This window comes from Janthinobacterium sp. BJB446 (genome assembly GCF_002735655.1).
GTDB classification, from domain to species: domain Bacteria; phylum Pseudomonadota; class Gammaproteobacteria; order Burkholderiales; family Burkholderiaceae_D; genus Janthinobacterium; species Janthinobacterium lividum.
Genome location: NZ_PDZK01000001.1, coordinates 1,196,890 through 1,214,384, shown reverse-complemented (window position 1 = coordinate 1,214,384; position 17,495 = coordinate 1,196,890). Strand labels below are relative to the sequence as shown.

At 68.3% G+C, this 17,495-nt stretch carries 5 protein-coding genes; all 5 read right to left on the bottom strand.

The genetic code is table 11. The features are described from left to right. Positions 1-71: 71 nt before the first annotated feature. Positions 72-2,279 (bottom strand): aldehyde oxidoreductase molybdenum-binding subunit PaoC, encoded by a 2,208-nt coding sequence (paoC, locus tag CSQ92_RS05415; protein ID WP_099393453.1) that lies wholly within the window; start codon positions 2,277-2,279, stop codon positions 72-74. Between the two features lie 4 nt (positions 2,280-2,283). Continuing rightward, positions 2,284-3,243, bottom strand: coding sequence for an FAD binding domain-containing protein (locus CSQ92_RS05410; RefSeq protein ID WP_099393452.1), 960 nt, complete (start codon positions 3,241-3,243; stop codon positions 2,284-2,286). Next, complete coding sequence (gene paoA, locus CSQ92_RS05405) at positions 3,240-3,899, bottom strand: aldehyde dehydrogenase iron-sulfur subunit PaoA (protein WP_099393451.1); 660 nt, start codon at positions 3,897-3,899, stop codon at positions 3,240-3,242. The genes CSQ92_RS05410 and paoA overlap by 4 nt, the downstream gene beginning before the upstream one ends. Positions 3,900-4,018: 119 nt before the next feature. Further along, a complete protein-coding gene (locus tag CSQ92_RS05400) occupies positions 4,019-4,723 on the bottom strand; it encodes an RNA polymerase sigma factor (RefSeq protein ID WP_180276942.1) in 705 nt (234 codons plus the stop codon). Positions 4,724-4,731: 8 nt separating this feature from the next. Then, the gene (locus tag CSQ92_RS05395; protein ID WP_099393449.1) at positions 4,732-17,388 is read right to left on the bottom strand and encodes a filamentous haemagglutinin family protein; all 12,657 of its coding nucleotides are present in this window, start codon (positions 17,386-17,388) and stop codon (positions 4,732-4,734) included. Positions 17,389-17,495: the final 107 nt, after the last annotated feature.

Sequence of the window (17,495 nt, the reverse complement as noted above, 5' to 3'; positions counted from 1 at the left end):
TCTCCCATACGATCGAATAATGTTTCGACAATATAGCAGTGCAGATACAAGAAACCAATAGCCCGCCCCGTTCAGGCAATACGGGCCGATTCCGGCAACTTCGCCAACAGCTTGTCCAGGGTCACCGGATAGTCGCGCACGCGCACGCCGGTGGCGTTGTAGACGGCATTGGCGATGGCCGCCGCCACGCCGCAGATGCCCAGCTCGCCCACGCCCTTGGCTTTCATGGGCGAGGACATGGGGTCGGTTTCATCGAGGAAGATGACATCCTGGTGCGGGATGTCGGCGTGCACGGGCACTTCGTAGCCGGCCAGGTCGTGGTTGACGAAGAAGCCGCGGCGCTGGTCGACCACCAGTTCTTCCATCAGGGCCGCGCCCACGCCCATGGTCATGGCGCCGATCACCTGGCTGCGGGCCGCTTTCGGGTTCAGGATGCGGCCGGCCGCGCACACGGCCAGCATGCGGCGCACGCGCACTTCGCCCGTGTCGCTGTCCACGCCCACTTCGACGAAATGGGCGCCAAACGTCGATTGCTGGAATTTTTTATCGAGGTCGCCGTATTCCATATGGTCTTCCGCGACGACGTCGCCATGGTAGGCGGCGGCAGCGAGCGGCACGCTGCGCTCGCCCTGGCTCACCTGGCCATCGGAAAAGCGCGCTTCTTTTTCATCGAAGCCCAGCTTGCCGGCGATGGCTTGGCGCAGGCGCACGCAGGCCGCGTAGACGCCGGCCGTGGAACTGTTGCCGCCCCATTGCCCGCCCGAACCGGCCGAGACGGGAAAATCCGAATCACCCAGGCGCACGACCACCTTGTTCAATGTCACGCCCAGCATTTCCGCCGCCGTCTGCGCGATGATGGTATAGCTGCCCGTGCCGATGTCCGTCATGTCCGTTTCCACCGTGATCACGCCATTGCCATCGAGGCGCACGCGGGCGGCGGACTTCATGACGAGGTTGTTGCGGAAGGCGGCCGCCACGCCCATGCCGACGAGCCAGCGGCCGTCGCGCCGCAAGCCCGGCTGTGTCGATCTCTCCTTCCAGCCGAATTCCACGGCGCCCGTGCGCAGGCAGTCGATCAGGCGGCGCTGGGAAAACGGCCTGCTCGGCTTTTCCGGGTCCACTTTCGTGTCGTTCAGGATGCGGAAAACGATGGGATCCATTTTCAGCTTGTCGGCCATCTCGTCCATGGCAATTTCCAGCGCCATCAGCCCCGGCGCCTCGCCCGGCGCACGCATGGCATTGCCTTCCGGCAAGTCGAGCACGGCCAGGCGCATGGCCGTCATGCGGTTCGGCCCCGCATACAGCAGCCGCGTCTGCATCACGGCCGTTTCCGGCTGGCCACCTTTCAAGTCGCCGGACCACGATTCATGGCCAATGGCCGTGATCTTGCCGTCGCGCGTGGCACCGATGCGCAGGCGCTGGATGGTGGCGGGCCGATGCGTCGTATTGTTGAACATCAGGGGCCGCGTCAGGGCCACCTTGACGGGACGCTGCGCCGCGCGCGCGCCCAAGGCCGCCAGCAAGGCTTCCGCGCGCACGAACAGCTTGCCGCCGAAGCCACCACCGATGTAGGGCGAAACGATGCGCACCTTGTCTTTCGGTATGCCCAAGGTACGGGCCAGGTCGCCGCGGCCCCAGTCCACCATCTGGTTCGCCGTCCACAGCGTCACCTTGTCGCCCTCCCAGGCGGCAATCGAGGCGTGCGGCTCCATCATGGCGTGCGACTGGTCAGGCGTCGTATAGGTGGCGTCCAGGCGCACTGGCGCATTGGCAAAGGCGCCAGCGAAGTTGCCCGTCTTGCTGTCGGGCTTGCCGTCCTTCGGCTTGGCCGCCGTGCCCTTTGCTTTCGCCAAATCGAAGGCGCCCTTCTGCTCGACATATTTGACGTCGAGCAATTGCGCAGCTGAGCGGGCCTGTTCGAAGGTTTCCGCCACCACCAGCGCGATGGCCTGGTGGTAATGTTCAATCTCCGGACCACCGAGCAGCTTCGCCGTGTTCATCTTGCCTTTGCCTAATTTTCCCGCCAATTCCGCCGTCACCACGGCCAGCACGCCAGGCGCGCGCCGCGCGGCGCTGGTGTCGATGGAGGCGATGCTGCCCCTGGCTATCGCAGCGCCGACCACATGGCCATAGGCCGCATGCGGCGCGGCCTTGTTCTGTTCATACGCATACGGCGCCGTGCCCGTGGTTTTCAGGGGGCCGTCGATGCGGTCCGTGGGACGGCCCACGACTTTCAGCTGGTCGATGGGATTGGTGGTCGCAGGTATCGTGAATTTCATGGCCCTAGCCTTTCTTCGCTTGCGCTTCAGCCAGCACCGCGGCAATCGTGCGCTGCGCCAGGGTCACCTTGAAGGCGTTGTCGTCAGTCGGTTTGGCGCCGGCCAGCAACTGCCGGGCCACGGCGGCGGCGCCATTCGGTATGGCCTGTTCGGCGCCAGAAATTCTCCACGGCTGCGGCGCGACGCCGCCCAGGGCCAGCCTGCCCGTGCCATTGGGTAAGATGATGGCCGCCACGGACACCAGCGCGAACGCGTACGAGGCGCGGTCGCGCACCTTGCGGTAGACATGCGTGCCGCCGGCGGGCCGGGGCAAGGTCACGCTGGTGATCAGTTCGCCCGGCTGCAGTACTGTTTCCAGCTGTGGCGTGTTGCCCGGCAAGCGGTAAAAGTCGGCGATGGGGATGGTGCGCACGGCGCCGTCGGCCCGCACCGTGTCGATGGCAGCGTCAAGCACGCGCATGGCCACGGCCATGTCGCTGGGATGCGTGGCGATGCAGGCATCGCTGCCGCCCACGATGGCCAGCGGCCGGCTGAAGCCGGCGATGGCCGAGCACCCGCTGCCCGGCACGCGCTTGTTGCACGCCTGGTTCGTATCATAAAAGTAAGGGCAGCGCGTGCGCTGCAGCAGGTTGCCGGCCGTCGTCGCCTTGTTGCGCAGTTGCGCCGAGGCGCCGGCCAGCAAGGCGCGCGACAGCACGGCATAATCGCGGCGCACGGTGGCGTGGGCTGCCAGGGCCGTATTGCGCACGAGGGCGCCGATGCGCAAGCCGCCGTCGGGAGTCGCTTCCACCTTGTCCAGGGCCAGGCCATTGACGTCGATCAAATGCGTGGGCGTTTCGATCTCCAGTTTCATCAGATCGAGCAGATTCGTGCCGCCCGCGATGAAGCGGGCGCCCGGCGTGTGCAGGGCGGCAGCCGCCGCTTCGGCCGGCGTGGCGGCCTTCTGGTAGCTGAACACTCTCATGCCCGCCTCCCCGCCACTTCGGCGATGGCCTCGATAATGTTGGAGTAGGCGCCGCAGCGGCAGATATTGCCGCTCATACGCTCGCGCAATTCTTCCGGAGTCGCCTGCGGGGCCGCATTCAAGTCGGTGCTGACGTGGCTGGGGATGCCCTGGCGGATCTCTGACAGCGCGGCAACGGCCGAACAGATCTGCCCGGGAGTGCAATAGCCGCATTGATAACCGTCATGCGCGACGAAGGCGGCTTGCATCGGGTGCAGCTTGTCGGGCGTGCCCAGTCCCTCGATGGTGGTGACCTTGGCCCCGTCATGCATCACAGCAAGAGTCAAGCAGGCATTGATGCGCTGGCCATCGAGCATGACGGTACAGGCGCCGCACTGGCCGTGGTCGCAACCCTTTTTGGTGCCCGTCAGGTGCAGTTGTTCGCGCAAGGCGTCGAGCAAGGTGGTGCGCGTGTCGAGTTCCAGGCTGTGGCGCCGGCCATTGACGTCCAGGCTGACTTGCATCAGGACGGGTGGCGGAGAAACACCGGCCTGGGTGGCCGTATTCACCGCTTCCGCCGCTCCCGCCACGCCGGGCACGGCCGCTGCCGTGGCAGACAGCGCGCCGGCGATCAGCAAACCGCGCCTGCCGGCATTGATGTGATTACACTCTGTCATCTCGCGCTTCCTCCTGGCTGTGGACTGGCTGGGTGGGCGCATGCAGGCCCGAAGCACCAGTCTGACGGCCGGATTACTGCGCGTCTGTACGCGAACGAACGTAAAACATCCGTGAGCGCCTATCCCTGGCGCAGGCGCAGGCTGCGCCGGGTCGTGCCGACGCCCCCCTGCGCCGCGTAACCCGTGTGGCGGGCGCAATGGTCAAGCGCCTGGCGCAGGGCCGTATCGACATTCCGCAAGGACATGTCGTGCCGCTCGGCCACTTCCTGGCGGGTCAGCTCGTCCACGCGCAGCGCTTCAAGCACTTGCCGGTGGCGCCGCGGCAGCAAGTCGACGGCCTGCGCCAGCCGCCGCACATCCGCCTGCAGCTCGGCCAGGCGTTCCGGCCCGGCCGCCGTATCGGCGAGGAAATCGACGAGGCCGGCAGCGCCGTCCCCATCGCCCTCGTCCGCATACAGCCAGGCGCGGTTGCGGCGCAGGCTGTCCATGGCCGCATTGCACGCCACGCGGAACACATAGGCGACGGGGCTGTGCGCCAGCGCGGCACCATCCCCTGCCGCCAAGCTGCCCAGCCGCAGCCAGGCGTCGTGCAGGCTGTCGCTGGCCAGCTCGGCGCAGCCCAGGTGGCGCGCCAGGCGCCGGTGCAGGGCCGCGTAATTGCTTTCCAGCACCGCCTGCAGGCGGGCGCCCTGCCCTGGCGGCGGAACTGGCAGGGGCGCCACGTCGTTGGCCGCCTGCAGACGGGGCCGGATGGCAGGCCGGCACCAGGCCATGCCGGTATGCCCCGCCATGCGCAAGGGCAAGGCAGCAGCCACATGGGTCATGCCGGCCATCATGGCGACAACCTGCTGCGCTCTTGCGCCGTCAGCTGGCGCGTGGCCGATTCCGGCAACGTCCCCAGGCCCAGCACGCGCACGGCGCTGCGCGGGTTGTAATCGGCCGCCTCGATGCGCGCGCCGTCGGCCGGAGTGGCTTGCGCGCTGTCGGGCGGCGCTTCGCTGCCAAAGCCCAGCACGCGCACCGTGAACACGGATGGCTGCGCGGAACGGGTGGCGGCGCGCTCGCGCTGTACCACTTCCTGCGCCGCCGCCGTGGCCTGTGTCGCCGCCGCGCTGGCGTTCGTCATGGCCGCCACGTTGACGGACGCCACCGTCGGCATGCCCTTCGCTTCGCCCTTGACCTGGATATTCGCCGCGTTCATCACCTTCAGCGCAGCCAGGTTGACGTTGCCCGAGACGCGGATGCCCGCCTCGCCCGCATCGATGGTGCCCAGCGGGGCCAGCAAGTCCACGTCGCCGGCCGGCACTTCCGCGATCGGCGCCAGGGTGGCGATGCCGGCGCCCGTGCTCGGCACGTCGGACGACAGGGTCACGTTGCCCCAGTTGTCATACACGCGCTTGGGCGGCGTGTAGACGATGGTCGACTTCGAACCGCGCCCCGCGTTGATGTCGCCCTGCGACGACCAGCCCAGAATGTCGCCGCCAAACGTCGTCATGATGCGGCTCTGGCCCAGCAGGATGCTGCCGTGCGAAAACAGGTCGATATTCCCGCCGCCCTTGGTGATGACGCCCGAGGTGGCCGGCGGCGCCTCGCCCTCGATGCCGAACACCTGCCTGCCGCCCGGCGTCAGCAGCTCGATGTCGCCGCCGAAGTTCGTGTGCACGTAGCCGCTGCGGGGGTAGTAATCCCAGCGCTGCTCGCCGTCATTGCGCACCGCGTACAGGCCGCGGTACATGACGATGTCGCCCGCATAGGCAATCGCCTTGCCATTGGTGTCCGTGGCCGGCGCCAGGGCCGCGATGGCGTTGCGGCTGCGCAGGAAGCTGCCATAACGCGAGCTGTCCCAGTCGTTGTACTCGCGCCCGCCCGCCTTCAGCTCGGCGAAATACACAGTGCGGGCGAACACGCGCTGCTGCGGCTCGGGCAAGGCGAGATAAAAGGCCAGCGCTTCGGCAGGCGTGCCCTTGAAACCGTAACGCTCACCGAGCCAGATCGCCAGTTCGCTGTCGTACGATTTCACCACCTTGCCGGCCTGGTCGGCCAGCGGCACGCCCTTCTGCGCCACGTTCGCCGGGTCGAGATACGGCTTGACGAAGCGCAGGTAATCGAGGCCGGCCGCGCCCACGCCCGCCTGCATGGCGATGCCGGCGCCCGGGCGCTTGTCGCCCGCCACGACGGGACCGAGGCTGACGACGCTGCCCTTGTCCTGCATCAATATGTTGCGCCCGGCGCTGATATCCAGCGTGCCGGGGCCGGCCACGTTGAAGGAGCTGTTCAGGATGTCGCGGCCGGCGGAGACCACCGATACGTCAAACGCATTGTTGTGCACGAACAAGTTGCTGTAATTGCGGAACATCATTTCGCCGTCGCCCCTGCCACTCACGGCTTCCAGCTGGGCCGTGCCGCTGCTGACGATATCGCGGCCCGCCTTCATCCACACCGGTTGTCCCCCCTCGTACCACGTGATGCCCGCATGCCTGGCATCGTAGAACTCGACCATGCGGCCGCTATTCACGCCCACCAGGTCGCCCTTCACGGCATAGATACGCGCCACTTGCGTGCCGCTGTTGGCGGGACCGGCGGCGGAATCGGGGCCGAACGCGAACAGCGGCAAACTCCACTGCGACGACGGTACGCCCGTGCTTGAGACATTGCCGCCTGCGGAAGTCAGGCTGCCAGGCCGGAGGTTCCAGGCCTCGAAGGCCGGCTTGAACGGCGTCGCCATGCTGTCGGCGGCAGCGCCGGACTGGCTGACGGCATAGCCGCCTGCATAGATGGAATCGCCGGCCAGCCATTGCAGCTGGGCATTGGGAGACGGCGCCAGCAGCAACGGCGAGGCATACGCGGATGCACCACCCCAATCCGTGATGGTCTTGCCGTAGTAAAGGCTGCCATGCGGCGCCGCGACCCGCACGATGGATGGGTAGACGATGGCCAGGTCGGTGGCCGTGTCGATGCCCGCCGTCAGCGGCGTCATGTTGCCGCCGGCGGAGAGCAGGTCGAGCGCCGTGCGCGGCGTCCACAGGCTGAACCAGCTGTAGCCGGCGCCCGCTTCGCCCGACGCGCTGGTAAACGACGAAGCGTTGAACATGGGTACGCGGCCGGGGTCGGCCACGTCCTGCAGCACCTGGTCGCCCAGGGTTGCGACGCTGAACGTGGCGTCACCGGGCACCAGGGTCATGCCCCCCTGCGGCGTCGCGCGCGTGGCGCGGAAGGCGTCGAAGGCGCGTGTTTCCAGCGGCACGTGGTCGGTCGAGCGCGTGCCGTACTGCAGCGCGACGCCGCCCAGCTGCGCAGCCGCCACCTCCACGTGGCCGCGCAAGTCGGCCAGCGCGCCATTCAGATGCCCTCCGCTGGATTGGCTGGCGGGATTGAGATCGCCGCCCACGCGCAGGTCCAGGTCGCCGCCGCCCGTCAGTTGCAGGCTGCCATCGGCCAGCACGCGGCCCGTGCTGCCCACCGCCAGCAGCAAGCCCTGCGAGCGCGGATTGATGTTGGTATTGAAAACGGTGGCAACCTTCGGTGCCAGCACGCCCGCATCGCCCGCCACGTCGGCGCGCACATTGCCGCCGCCCAGTGTGCCGAAGCCAGTAAAGCCCAGCACGGTATCGGCCAGGGTATCGCGGCCCACGTAGCTGCCGAAATTGATCCACCACGCCGTCGGCTGGGCCGGACCACCCGTGGCCACGCCGCCGCTGCCCTGGCGCCACAGCCAGTTGCCCACCGCCACAGAATCGCCCAGGCCATCCTTTTTGACGGGACGCCCGTTGCTGGCCGCCGCCGCGCCCACCAGCGAACCGCTCAGGTCGCCAGCCACCTGCAGCAGCAGATTGCCGCCCTGGTCCGGATACCAGGCGCGGTAGAGGCTGTCGGCGCCGCCATCGACCAGGCGTTCATGCGCACCATCGGGGTTGGACAGCACCGTGCCGTCCAGGTTGCGCGCGCGCGGCAGGTTGTACGGGTCGCCGGCCGCCGTCGCCACCGACGACATGCCGGCCGTGTACACGCCATACAGGCTGTCCATGCGCAGGTCGCCGCCGCTGACGAGGTCCAGGTCGCCCGTGCCCGTGCGCAGCACGCTGTAGCGCAGGCTGGACGCCTTGTAGTCATACGTGGGGCTGGAACTGGTGCACCAGGTGGGGTTTTCCTCGCAAATGGTCAGCCATTTCAGCCCCACCGGATCGACCACGTCGCCCGCCTTGACGCTGGGGTCGGCGAATTCTTCCGCGCCGGCCTTGGTCCAGACATAGGCCACCTTCAGCACGCACATGGTCGCGTCGCCAGCGCAGAATTCGGCCACGGTCTGGCCAAACTGGCTGATGAATTCCTCGGTGATGGGCGTGCCTGCCACGATGCCGACGATGCCCTCGCGCTCGCCCAGCTCCTGCGCCGCCTGCGTCCAGTGCTGCACGCCCTTCGGCGGCACCAGCACGCCATACATGCCGTAATGGCTGTCGGCCAGGCGCAGGGTGCCGTGATCCGGATGCGCCTGCACGCTGCGCGTGTCGGCCGCCTCCAGGTCGGCGCCGGCCGCCAGGCGCATGCCCCACGATTGCGAGCCTTCGGCCAGCATGGATGCGATGGCCCATAGCTTGCCCTGGCGGCCCGCCACTTCCGGGCGCAGTTCGATGGCCGTCACACCGGGCAGCAGCTTGACGTCGGTGCCGTTCGGGATCAGCGCGCCGACCGGCAGCGCCAGCTTGCCATTCAGCGTGACCACGTTGCGCTCGCCCAGCAAGCCCGGCAAGGCGATGCCTTTCGGCCAGGTCATGGCGCGCACCTTGACCATTTGCGCGATCACGCTGCCCGCATCGAGGCGCATGCCGGCAGTAAAGGTCTGTTCCGTGGCCAGCAAGGTGCCCGCCGCGTGGACGATATTGCCGGCGCTGTCGCGCACGGCTGCCGCCAGTACCGTGCCGGCCGGCAAGGTGAGCGCCTGGTTCAGGACCACGGCCACGGGCAGGCGCGTGTTGGCGCGGAAACTCAGGGCCTTGACGGGCACGTCGTAATTGAGCGTGGCGCCGCCCGGAAAGATGGTGCCGTCGGCCAGGGTCACGCCCTTGCCCGGCACGATGACGTCGCTGCCGTTGAAGTCGCGCCCCGGCAGCAGGCGCCAACCACTGTCGTCCTGGGTGGAAGGCGGCGGCGCGAAGCCGTCATTGATACTGCCATAGATGCTCAGATCGCCGCCGGCGCGCAGCAGCAGGCTGCCCACTTCGCCCGAGCCGCACAGATTGCTTACTTGAAAGCGCGGGTTCAGGCTGGCGTAGCGCATGCCCGACAGGTCCAGGTCGCCCTGCACCACCAGGTCGCCGTCCGCCGTCTTGCTGACGATATCGACGCCGGGACGCAAATGCAGCGCATCGGCATACGCGGCCGTGGCCAGGCCCGCCAACTTGCCGTTGCGCAAGTTCGTGTTGGCCAGCGCCGCATCGATGAAGGCCGTGCTGTCCCCGTGCTTGCTGTCAAGATACGCCTGGTTGATCACCTGGTAGGGGCGGCCGCTGGCCGACAGGTCTGGCACGGGCTGTCCATCGGCGCCCGGCACCAATGCGTAGGCCGCGTCGTCGTAGCGCTGCATGGCGTTGACGGCGATGGATTTCGCGCCGCGGATGGTCAAGCCGCCGCCGGCGGCGATGGCGACGTCGCCAAAGGTGGCGGCGTCAATATCCGTGCGCGCGCCGCCGCTGCCCAGGCGCGGCGCGCTCAGTTCCACCGTGCCGCGCGCGGCGCCGTCGTGCTCTCCCTTGCCCTTGCCGGCCACGGCCGCCGTGCCGTGGCGCACGTCGATCTGCGCGCCGCCAGCCAGGTCCAGTGTGCCCTCGCCCGCGTTCAGTTCCACCATGGCGCGGTTCGGGCTGTCGATGATCTTGCCATAGCTGTCGACGCGCAGGACGGTGCCATGCGCGTCGAGCACGGCGTTGCCGGCCAGGGTGACGCCATGCTTGCCGGCCAGGCGGATGCTGCCCACGCGCTCGCCGCTGGCATCGATCACGCCAGCGACGGCCAGGCGGCCGTTGTCGACGGACACCTGCACTTCGCCCGCCTTCATTTCATTACCGATGGTCAAGTCGCCCTGTTTCAGCTGGAAGTTGCGCCCGCCCGTCACCGCGCCTTCATTCAGGCGCTGGTTGAGCGAGGCGAACTGGCTGTCCAGGGTGCCGCCCGCGCCCAGGGTGTGTGCGCGCACGTCCACGCTACCCTTCTTGTACGGCACCATCGTGCCGCCCGCGTCGTAGCTGCCGCTGGCGCCTCCCAGGATCTTGCCCTGCAAATCGACCATGCCGGCCGCGCCATCGAGGGCCACGGCCTTCAGGCTGCCGGCGCGGTTGTTCTCGGCCGACAGGTCGATCACGGCGCCCGCAGCCTGGCGGATATCGCCGGCGCGGCTGTCCAGGGTCACGTCGCCGCCCCAGCTGTATTTATCCACGTCGAAGAAGGTGCTCTTGCGGCCCGCCATGTCGATGCGTGCCCCGTCGGCCACGGTGATGTCGTGCCGGGCGCTGACCGTGAGCTTGCCGCTCGGCAGCACTACGGCCGTGGCCACGCTCACGCTGTCGCCGTTCAAGCTCAGCTGGGCTCCCAGCGCGTCATTGTTCCTGACGGGAGCCGCTGGCGCCGCGCCGGCCGGCGCCGCCACCTTCAGCGCGCCGCCCGCCGTATAGCTGTGCGCGGAACCGGCGTCCCCCGTCAGCAGCGGCGTGCCGATGTTCAGATTGCCGCCGCTGTACTGGAAACCCTTGCCCGTCTCATATGCGCCCTGCGACTGGTAGACGGACAGGCTGCCCTTGTGGTTGGCCGTGACCTGGCCCGACGCTTTCAGGTTGACGTTGGCAAAGCCCAGCGCCAGGCGGTCGAACGAGGCGACGCCGGCCGGCTGGGTGAAGGGGCCGAAGCCGAAATCGATGCGTTCCGCCTCCAGGTTCAGGGAGCCGCTGCCCGTGCCGGCGCCGCGCGCAATCACATTGCCGGCCGCGGACAGGGCGCCGCCCCAGACCAGGTTGGCCGTGCGGATGGTGGCCACCGTACCCACATCGCCCTGGCCATACATGGCCGGGGTGGTCAGCACCAGGCGCTCCAGGTTCGATTTTCCGCTCGTCTTGTCGTAGGTATCGAGCACCACGTCGCCATAGAAATTGACGCTGTCGGCCGCGTTCAGCATCAGCGCCTGCAGGGCCGGCGCGCCCGTGCTGGTGTCGCCGCGCAGCAGGCGGTCCAGCACACCCTGGTTCAGGGTCAGGCCGGTGGGGCGCGTGCCACTGGCCTGGGCCGCCGCCAGCGCCTCGTTGGCGCCGATATTGATGGCGCCAACGGCCAGGCTCAGGTTGCGCGTGCCGTAGCGGGCCGTGTCGTCCAGCTGGAAGCTGCCGCTGGTGGCCAGCAGCAAGGTGCCTTCCGAGTACAGGCTGGCCGTGCCGGCGCAGGCGTCGTCGCACATGCCGATGCGGATGCCGCCGCGCGTCGCGCCACTGACGGGCGCCACATTGAGCATGCCGTTCGAGGCGGCCAGCACGTGCACGTCCGGGCGGCTCTTGTAGATGAAGCCGTCGTTGGCGTCGTACGCGGCCTTGCCACGGCCCAGGGTGCTGATGCCGGCGCCGGCCGCGATATCGATCACGCCATCGCCCAATTCCTCATTGCCAGGGTCCTGGGCGACCAGGAACACTTCGGGCGCCGACAGGACGGCGCCGGCGCGCAGGTAGATGGCGCGCGCCGACTGGACGCCGAAGTTCACATAATTGCCGCCCTGGCCATATTCCACGGTGGGGGAATTGCCCACCACGATGCGGGCCGCGCCGATATTGTTCAGGCTTGAAGCACGTATGCTGACCTGCCCGGCGCCGCTGCTAGCCGGCGCGCCGTCGGCAAGGATTTCGATATTGCCGGCGGCGCTATCGTTCGACATCAGCACCACGGTGCCGCCATAGCCGCCATCGGCCGCGGCGAACTTGCCCGTGCCCCGGAACTGGAATGTGTCCAGACCGCCGCCTTGCGCCAGGGTCAGCTTGAGCGTTTTCGCATCGGACGGCAGCATCGCGCGGGGTATGCCGCGCGTTTGCGCATCAGCCAGGGCAAACGCCGCATAGCCCATTTCATTGTACTGGGAATACGTGCGCAAGACCTTGGCCGGCGTGAGTATCAGCTGGCTGGCCAGCGGCGCGCGGATGTCCGTGCCGGCAATGGACAGGGTGCCGGGCGCGGCCCAGGAACCGTTGCGCAGCGGCTGCGCCAGATTGCCGGCGCTGCCCTGGCCCGCCAGGCCGTTCAGCTCCACGCGGAAGGCGCCTGGCAGCAAGGCATAGGTCGACGGCATCAGCGTGTAGGTGCCTGCCGCCAGGCCCGGCACGCCGCTGCCTATCGTCACCTGCCGGCCCACTGCCGGGTCGGACGCCGCCTTTTCGCCGCCCGCGGGTGCCTGCGGCGCCTGCGCGCCCGGCACGATGGCGTACACGGGATTGGTGGCCAGGCCAGGCAGGACGAAGCCGCCATTCGCCCCCACCTGCATCAGCGGATGGTAGCGCGCGTCGGTGGAGCCGCCGCGGCCCGCGATGAAGCCGGCCCCCGTCAGTTCGCCGCCGCCGGACAGGTCGAGCAGCGCACCCGGCTGCACGTCCACGGCCACGCCCGCCATTTCCACGCCGACGCGCAAGCTGCCCTGCGCATTGAAGCCGCCCACGCCCATGAAGGTGGCCAGCTTGCCGTCCACGTTCCAGTTCTGGCCGTCGACGGTGCCGCCATACGGCATGACAAGACCGGCGCCGCTGACGGAGGTGATGCTGTTGGCCAGCAGATTGACGCTCAGGCTCTTGTCATTGTCATAGCGGGCCGCGCCGATCGCCAGGCGGCCCAGCGGCGCACGCACCACGCCGCCCTGCTCGATATGCGCGGCCTCCAGGTCCAGCGAGCCGAAGGCGGAAGACGGCATGGCCGGCACGCCAGCCGTGCTGCGGCCGATGGTCAGGCTGTGCGCCGGATCGTAGCCGAACTTGCCGTTGACGGAGCTATAGCCCACGCGCACGGCCGCGCCGGCCCCCGTGGCCGGATACAGCTGGGCCACAACGAGGGTCATGTCGCCCGGCGAGGACAGCACCGTCGACGGCTGGTTGCCATCCCAGCCCAGCGGCGACAGCAGGAAGCGCAGGTCGCCGCGGCTGGTCAGGCGCACGTCCTTGGCGAGGATGTCGACCATGCCGCGCACGTCGATCAGGTCGCCCGCTATGCTGATCTGGCTGGCGACCGGCGATTCTCCCGCACTGCCTGGCGTCGTATAGAAATCGCGGCCGGCCGGCTTGATGCTGGCCAGGCGCACATACGGCGCCGCGATGCTGACCTTCGCGCCGGGCTCACTGCCGGGCGACAGCAGCGGCGCACCGTACAGCTGGAAGCTTTGCCGCATCGTCAGCGACACGTCGCCATCGAAGCTGGCGGCGCCCAGCAAAGCCAGGTTGCCGAAACCGCCCGCCTCCACCTGTTCCACGGAAAAGCGGCCATGGCCGTATTGCAGCGCCTGCGGCCCGTCCTCGGCCGCTTCCCGCGCCGTCACGCCGCCGGCCAGGTCGCTGGCCACCTGGCGCTGCGTCAGCCGCAGCTGGCGGCCCTGCAGCACCTTGGGCGTGGCCAGCACTTTCAGGTATTCGGGTGTGCCCGTGGCCACGGACAGGGTGCCGCCCGCCGCGCCCGCGCCGCCGGCCCTGGCCCGCAGCTGGCCATCGAGGTACAGGCCATTGTTCGACGCCAGCGCGATGCTGCCGCCCGCGCTGGCCACGTCGACGGCGTCGCCATTGACGTCGAGCACGGCGTGCGCGCCGGACGCATCGAGCACGGCACCGTCGCGCACGACGACGAACAGGCTGGCCGCCGAAGTGCTGCCCTGCGCATGGTCGATCTCGCCGCCGACGACGATGCTGCCGCCATCGACCACCTTGCCGTAGCGCCGGCCCTGCGCATCCGTGGCGCTGACGGCGCGCGATGCCACGTCGAGCACGGCATTCTCGCCGATCCAGATGGAGCGGCCATGGCCGGCCGCCTCCACCGCTTCGGACACAGGCCGGTCGACGGCCACGCTACCGAGGCTGACCTTGCCGCCCCAGGCGTTCAAGCGCCCTTCCACCGTCAGCTGGCCCACGCTGGACAGCTTGATGGACTGGCCCGCATCGACGCTGACCACGGCATTCTTGCCCACCAGCAGTTCGGCGATGGCCATGTCGGCCGCGCCGGACTGCATGTCGCCCACCTGCACGGCCAGGCTGGCACCCTTGCGCTGCGTCAAGGTACCCTTCAGCGGGTTTTCCGTGACCTGTTCCGGCGTCCACAGGGCCAGTTTTTCATTCTCCACCACGCGCAGCACGGGCATGCGCACATCCACCTGCGTGCCGTCCGCCACCGTCACGCCCTGCTTGCCGACCAGGCTATAGCTGGAAAAACCCTTGTCGAAGAAGCCGCCATCCAGCTGCACGGTGCCTGCCTCGGGTTTTTCAATGTAGCCGATCATGATCTTGTTGGCCTGCAATTCCAGCTTGCCGCCGCCGGCCACGCCATGGCCGCGCACTTGCGCGCCTTCGCCCAGCACCAGGTCCGCCTTCGCGCCATAGCTGGCCAGGGTCACGTTGCCGCCCTTGCCACCCTGCTGTTTCGCCTGCGCCAGGATGGCCGCGCCCGAGCTCACGTCGATCAGGCTGCCATTGCCGATGCGCACGTCGCCGTACGTTCGCAACGATACGCTGCCGCCATTCAGGTATGGCAGGCCGGCGGCGGCCAGCGGATCGCGCAGCACGTTACTGAGCAGACCGCTGGTATCGAGGCTGACGCCATCGGCCAGCACCAGTTTGCCCGGGGGCACGCCCGGATTGACGAAGGTATCGAGCATGCCCAGCGCACCGATCTGGTTCAACACGTTGCCGGCCGCGATGCTGCCGCCACGGCTGCGCAGGCTGGCGTTGATGGCCACTTCCTTGCCGAACAGGGTGATATTGCCGCCATCGGCCACCTGCAGCGCGCTGTCGACGGTGATCGCGCCTTTCGCGGCGATGCGGATGGCGCCCAGTTGCTGGCTGTTGAGCAAGTTGGTGTCGAGCAGCAGCTTGCCCTGACGCTCTGCAGCCAGCACGTCGGCCACGTCGAGGCCGGCGGCGATGCCGTCCTGCACGCGCGTCAGGCGCACCTCGTCCATGACGGCCGACAACGCATGCTGCAGCACGCCCGTGCGCTTGTCGAACATCGGCTGATACTGGCCGACGATCAATTGCCCCCGCTGCGCGGCCGCCAGCTGCGACTGCTGGTAGCCGTCCAGCAGCGCCTGCGGCGCCTGTGCCTGGCGCTCGCCCTGGAAGACGTCGCCCGCGATACCCCCTTCCAGCACGGCCGACCCCGTCGCCACCACCAGCTTGCCCGCGTCGCGGCCCACCGTGTAGCCGTTTTCCAGGCGCTTTTGCGCGGCGATCAATGGATTGGCATAGAAGGCGCTGGCATCCTTGCCCCAGCGCGCATGTTCTTCCTCGTAGCCCTTGTACACGCCCGCATACGCCAGGTCGGCGGGCGCGCTGCCTGCCTCATACAGCTTGCCGTCCGCGCCTTTCAGCCAGGTCTGGCGCAGCGCGCCCGTCTGCACGTCCAGGGTGCCGCCCGACAGGTTGATGCTGGAGCCAAGCTGCGTGACGACATCCTTGCCGCCGAAGCTGACCGTGCCGCCCTGCGCCATCCATTCACTGACGGAATGGCCCTGTGTGCCCAGATAACCGGCCACTTCCAGCAAACCGCCGGCCGTGTACCAGCGGTCGCTGTCGTAGCCGTTCGTGCCTTTCGGTACGAACACGAGCTTGCGGCGGTCGACCCAGATATTGTTGTTGATCAAGGCCTTGCCGTCGCGGTTGACGGGCGCGTCGCGCTGCTCGTTGCCCTGCACGTTGATCTCGACATTGTTCGCCTCCATCGCCACCTTCACGCCGACGGCGCCGGAAACGTCGAGCTGGGCGCCATCGCGCAGCAGGCTGCGGCTGGCCGCGTTGACGGCGATCTGGCCGCCCGTGGCCAGGGTCAGCGAGTCGCCCATGAATTCCACCGTGCCGGCGCTGCCGATCTCGATGCGCGACTGGTCGCGGCGGTCGTTCACGGCAAGGATGTTTTCCGTGGACGTCACGGCGGGGCCACGCATGGCGTCGCGCTGGCTGTCGAGCGCCGTCGTCTTGCCGTCGTCTTCGACCAGGATGGCCGTGGTGGCGCCGCGTCCCACGGTGACGGCAGCGTCGCTGCCCAGCGCGTTCAGGTGGATGGTGCCGCGCGTGGCCGTGGTGGTGGTGGCAAGCAGCACGCCGTCCTGCTGCACCGTGCGCCCGGCCAGGGTGATGTCGCCTTCGCGCGCCTGGATCAGGCCCGTGTTGACGACCTTGCCCGCCGTGCTGCCGGCCGCGAACTGCGGCACGACTTCGCTGCCGCGCGTGGTCGACAGCGGGTTGCCATCCGTGCCCACGCCTGTCTTGATGGTAAAGCTGTCGCCGGCGGCCAGCAGGGTCTGGCCCTTGGGCGTGCTGATCTCGCCCGCATTGTGCACTTCTTTACCCAGCAGCATCACATAGCCGCCGCCTTCCGTGCTGCCCTTGGGCGCATTGCTGGCCAGGCGCGCACCGGCCTGCACCTGCACCTTGCCGGCCGCATCCGTGAACGTCGTGGCGCCGGCCGTGCCGGGACTGTAGATGCCGTTTTTCTGGAATTGCGTATCGCTGACGCGGGCCGCGGCCGCCACCAGGCTGCGCGTGTCGACCTGGCTCGTGCCTGTAAACACAATGCCGTTGCGGTTGACGAGCAGCACCGTGCCGTCGGCCTTGATCTGGCCCTGGATCTGGCTGGGTCGCGCTTGCGGATCGTTGACCCGGTTCAATACGGCCCAGTCCTTCTGCTGCTGGAAGGTCAGAGTCGTGTCCTTGCCCACATTGAATGTTTCCCAGTTCAGGATGGCCTTGTCCGCCGTCTGCTGCACCACCACGGCCGTCTTGCCGTTCGCGACTGTCTGCACTGGACCCTGGGCATTGAGCCAGCCGGCCGTCAGGCTGTTGGTGTCGACCTGCAAGCCGCCCTGCGCCAGGCCATTTGGCACACTGGCGCCGCCGGCGGCAGCCTGGCGCGCCTGGGCCTGGGCCGCCTGCTGCGCGGCGATGGCGCGCGCGGCGAGGTTCAGGTTATTGAGCGAGCGCTGCAACTGCTGGTTTGCCTGCTGTTGCTGGCCTTCGGGCCGGCTACCCAGCGGCAGCGGCTGGCCATTCGGCAAACGGCCAGAGTTGGCCGCCGTATTTTGCGCCGCGCCCTTGGCCGCGAACCAGCCGCCGCTGAACGCCTGCTGCGCGCGGGCCGGCGTGCTGAAGGCGCCCGCCATCAGCATGGTGGTCAATGCGTAAGCGAGCGGCGTGAGCCGCAAGCGGCTGCCCAGCGTGGAGTTACGCTGCGCGCCCGTGTCAACGGTGGGGACTGGGCGCTGGGCAGTGTGAAGCTTGGTCATGGCAATGGTTTCCTGGCTAGAGAGAAGGGAACGGAGCCTGGCGTTGGCGCAAGCGTCCATGCCTCCATGACGTAGCTGGGCGGCGGAAGGGATAATGCTTTTGAAGA

What these genes read in the sequence shown, in the direction of transcription:
- paoC (WP_099393453.1), bottom strand. Translation starts at nt 2,279, where the DNA reads ATGAAATTCACGATACCTGCGACCACCAATCCCATCGACCAGCTGAAA.
- CSQ92_RS05410 (WP_099393452.1), bottom strand. Translation starts at nt 3,243, where the DNA reads ATGAGAGTGTTCAGCTACCAGAAGGCCGCCACGCCGGCCGAAGCGGCG.
- paoA (WP_099393451.1), bottom strand. Translation starts at nt 3,899, where the DNA reads ATGACAGAGTGTAATCACATCAATGCCGGCAGGCGCGGTTTGCTGATC.
- CSQ92_RS05400 (WP_180276942.1), bottom strand. Translation starts at nt 4,723, where the DNA reads ATGACCCATGTGGCTGCTGCCTTGCCCTTGCGCATGGCGGGGCATACC.
- CSQ92_RS05395 (WP_099393449.1), bottom strand. Translation starts at nt 17,388, where the DNA reads ATGACCAAGCTTCACACTGCCCAGCGCCCAGTCCCCACCGTTGACACG.